3 protein-coding genes are annotated in these 4199 nt (G+C 66.1%); all 3 read left to right on the plus strand.

Features of this window, described 5'->3' with window-relative positions:
- Positions 1-289: SMP-30/gluconolactonase/LRE family protein (locus tag TX78_RS13810; protein WP_044496283.1), on the plus strand; the 289-nt coding region annotated here is incomplete at its 5' end.
- 113 nt (positions 290-402) lie between these two features.
- On the plus strand, positions 403-1953 hold the full coding sequence (gene guaA / locus TX78_RS10760; protein ID WP_407635391.1) for a glutamine-hydrolyzing GMP synthase: 1551 nt from the start codon (positions 403-405) through the stop codon (positions 1951-1953).
- A gap of 42 nt (positions 1954-1995) precedes the next feature.
- Positions 1996-4199, plus strand: a 2204-nt coding sequence (locus TX78_RS13350; RefSeq protein ID WP_147640478.1) for a DUF4011 domain-containing protein, incomplete at its 3' end; no start/stop codon positions are given.

Consider the following 4199-nt stretch of genomic DNA (forward strand, 5'->3'; position numbering starts at 1 on the left):
CGACGAGGGCAATCCTGACGGTATGACTGTCGACGCCGAAGGCTGCCTGTGGCAGGCGGTCTACGGTGGCGGGTGCCTGCTGCGCTTCGCCCCGAATGGCCAGCTTCTGGAGAAAATCCCGGTGCCGGCCAGCCAGCCGACCTCAGTCGCACTCTCCGCGGAACCTCCGTACAGAGTTGTGGTGACCACCGCCGCCCAGGAGCTGGAGAATCCCACAGAACACGACGGCAGAGTCATCACCGCCGAAGTCTCAGTAGCGGGACGCGTTGCGGATAGCTTCGGCACTTGATCCCACGGCGGAGCACTCAGGTCAGTCATCGCCAGCGCGTGATTTAGGATGGGACGGTGACCTCTGAGACTTCTGCACCCGCCGCCGAACGTCCCGACCACACCGCGCAGACGGTGCTGGTGGTTGACTACGGTGCCCAGTACGCCCAGCTGATCGCCCGCCGTGTCCGCGAGGCGCGCGTGTACTCGGAGGTGGTGCCGCATACCATGCCCGCCGCCGAGATCCTCTCCCGCAAACCCTCTGCGGTGATCCTCTCCGGCGGTCCCTCCAGCGTCTACGCCGAAGGCGCCCCCACCGTAGAGCGGGAACTCTTTGAAGCCGGTGTACCGGTGCTGGGCATCTGCTACGGATTCCAGGCCATGGCCCACGCCCTAGGTGGTGAAGTCGCTCGCACCGGCGACCGCGAATACGGCAAGACCGAGGTCCGCGCCACCACCGCACCCCACGGCCTGCTCGATGGCACGGACAAAGTGCAGACCACCTGGATGTCCCACAGCGATTCCGTACAGAAGGCACCGGAGGGCTTCGAGGTGCTGGCCGTCTCCGATGCTGCGCCCGTAGCCGGCTTCGCCGATGAGGACCGCAAACTCTACGGTGTGCAGTGGCACCCCGAGGTCAAGCATTCCCCGCAGGGCCAGCGGATCATTGAGAACTTCCTGTACTCCGGCGCGGGCCTGAATCCCGAATGGACTGCCGGCAATATCGTCGAAGAGCAGGTCGCTGCGATCCGCGAGCAGGTCGGCGACGCTCGGGTGATCTGCGGACTCTCTGGCGGTGTGGACTCCGCAGTGGCTGCGGCACTGGTCCAGCGCGCCGTCGGCGACCAGCTGACCTGTGTCTTTGTTGACCACGGTCTGCTGCGCGAAGGTGAGGCGGAGCAGGTGGAGCGTGATTTTGTGGCCGCCACCGGCGCCAAGCTCTACGTCGCCGATGAGAAGGAACGCTTCCTGCAGGCCCTGGCCGGGGTCACCGACCCCGAGGAGAAGCGCAAGATCATCGGGCGCGAATTCATTCGCGCCTTCGAGGCCGCAGAAGCTGAGGTGCTCAAAGAGGCAGCCGCCGACGGCGCCCGGGTCCAGTTCCTGGTCCAGGGCACCCTCTATCCCGATGTGGTGGAGTCCGGCGGTGGTGAGGGTGCGGCGAATATCAAGTCCCACCACAATGTGGGTGGGCTGCCTGAGGACATGGAGTTCAAGCTCGTGGAGCCGCTGCGTGCCCTGTTCAAGGACGAGGTCCGCGCCGTGGGTGCCGAGCTTGGTCTGCCGGCGGAGATCGTCCAGCGCCAGCCCTTCCCGGGGCCGGGCCTGGGCATCCGCATCATCGGTGAGGTCACCGAGGACCGGCTGCGGATTCTGCGCAAGGCCGATGCCATTGCCCGTGAGGAGCTGACCAAGTCCGGGCTGGACCAGGAGGTCTGGCAGATGCCGGTGGTGCTGCTGGCCGATGTGCGTTCAGTGGGTGTCCAGGGTGACGGCCGGACCTACGGGCACCCGATCGTGCTGCGCCCGGTCTCCAGCGAGGACGCTATGACTGCCGACTGGTCGCGCCTGCCCTATGACCTGCTGGCCACTATCTCCAACCGCATCACCAATGAGGTGGAAGAGGTCAACCGAGTAACCCTCGACGTGACCTCGAAGCCCCCGGGGACCATCGAGTGGGAGTAGCGGTAATCTCCTCCTAAACATGTATGTGTCTGGGAGGAACAGGTGAGCGAGCACAAGTCCGCCGCGTCTGCGCAGGGTCCTGATAAGCGGGGTCCTGAACAGCCTGATCAGCTGCGCCCGGAACCTACCGCGCCCGCTGAGCAGAAACCAGCCGACGACGACGCCACCGCGCCAATCGAGAGCAGCTCAGCCCTGCTGGACGATCCTCAGCGCGCTGAAGCTGAAGCTGGATCGGCCGTAAGCCCGGCCGTATCCCCGGAGTCCCCTGTAGGCGCCTCACCGGATTCCGCGGCCTCCGCCCAAAGTCCGTCAGAGCAGGACCTTACAGAGCAGAGCCCAGCCGCGTCGTCGTCGCCTGGCTATGCAGCTGCCAGCGCAGACTCCCCGGAGGCGCCCTCGGTCACTGCCTGGGTGGAGTCCCTGGGCACCGGTACCGAGAATGACACCATGCTGCGCTTTACCCCCAGCCAGCACAACGCCATTGACCTCACTGAGGCAAACTCCAGCGGCCTGATGCAGCTGCTGGCTGGGCGCCGTACCCGGCTCTCGACTCTGCTGAATGAACCCAGCAGCTTCGAGCCCGGGGCCAAGGCTGCCGCACATATCCGCAGCAAGGTTCGCGAAATGCGTGAGGATCGCGGCATTGAGGTGGGCTTCCTGGGCTCGGGCATCGCCTCCTGGACTGAGCACACCAGCGCCGGCGCCGAGAGCTTCACCGCCCCGGTGACGCTGATCCCCATCAGCCTGCGGCAGCGCTCCGAGAAACCCCACGCAGGCACCAGCAGTGATTATGAGATCCAGTTCACCGCTCCGGCGCGGCTGAACCCGGCACTGGCTCGACACCTCGCCAGCGCCCACGGCTGCGTACTGGATCCGGTGGAGTTCCACAACGCCGGCTATGTCACTGCCCGTTTTGACCCGCACCGCACCGCTGATCTGCTCAGTCGCCTGGCCTCCGGGCACGCAGCTGAAAACCCGGAGTCTCCGCTGGCCTCGCTTCAGGTGTGGAAGCAGCTCTACGTCTCCACCTTTGCGGATCTTGCGCATCTGGGTAACCCGGCCGAACTGAACCTGCAGCACCCGGTCCTGACCTCGCTGGCCAGCGGACAGAGCCTGCAGCAGCTGCATACCGCGCAGGCCGAGGCGCTCGCCGTCGCCTCCACACTGGAGCCATTGGACCAGCGCAACCCCGCCCAGGAACGCCTGGTGGCTGATGCCGATTCAGGCCAGCAGGCCGCCCTTGACGCCATTCTCTCCGGAGTGTCCGCGGTAGTTTCCACGCCTCCAGGTACCGGGCAGACGCAGACTGCAGTCAACGCTGCCGCCGGACTTGCCTGGTCAGGTAAGCGAGTGCTGGTGGTGGCGGAGCGGACCGATACGCTCACCGAGTTCACCGAAAGGCTCTCTGCGGCCAAAGTGGGCACCCTGGCCGTCAACGTGCCCGCCGCAGCAGATCCCGCTGAACTGCGTGCCCAGGTCATCCGCGCCATCAAACGCGCCGAACGCGCCGAGCCCCCACGTCTGGGCGGACTGCATAAGAAGCTCACCGAACGCCGCCACCAGCTGCGCGACCATGTGGCCAGCCTGCACAAGGTCCGTGAGCGCTGGAAGTGCTCGCCGTACCAGGCGATGCAGGCCCTGGCTGCGCTGACCGCCCTGCACCCGGCACCGGCCACCAATGTGCGGCTGAAGCGCTCGGTGCTGGATAACACCGTGGATCGCGGCCACGTAGCGATTAAGCTCAAGCGCGCCGCAGAACTTGGTGCGTTCTCTGAGCAGACCCGCAAGAGCCCCTGGTTCAATGCACGGCTGTCCAACCGGCAGGAGACCCGCGACGCCCTGGAGCTGGTGCAGCGGCTGCGCGAAGAGCTGCCGGCATGCCGCGCTCAGCTTGAGGCCGCCTGCGCCTCGGTAGGCTTGGCCCCGGGGGAGAGCTTCTCGGATTGGCACGCCCAGGTGCTGCTGTTCCAGCGCGTCCAGGAGTCCCTGGGTCGCTTCAGCCACGATGTCTACGCCCGCGATGTCAATGACCTCATCGCGGCGACCGCCCCGGGCTGGTGGCGCCGGCAGAACAATGTGGAGATGACCTCCATGGCGCGTTCGCGGCTGCGCCGGGTGGCCAAGGAATACATCCGCCCCGGTGTCGCCATCAATGACCTCCACTCCTCTCTGGTGGATGTGCAGTCTGAGCGCGAAGACTGGATGAAATGGGCCAAGCCCACCCGCGACGACGGCGCAGAAGCCTC

Origin of the sequence: Nesterenkonia massiliensis (assembly GCF_000455245.1) — a bacterium.
Classification (GTDB): Bacteria; Actinomycetota; Actinomycetes; order Actinomycetales; family Micrococcaceae; genus Nesterenkonia; species Nesterenkonia rhizosphaerae.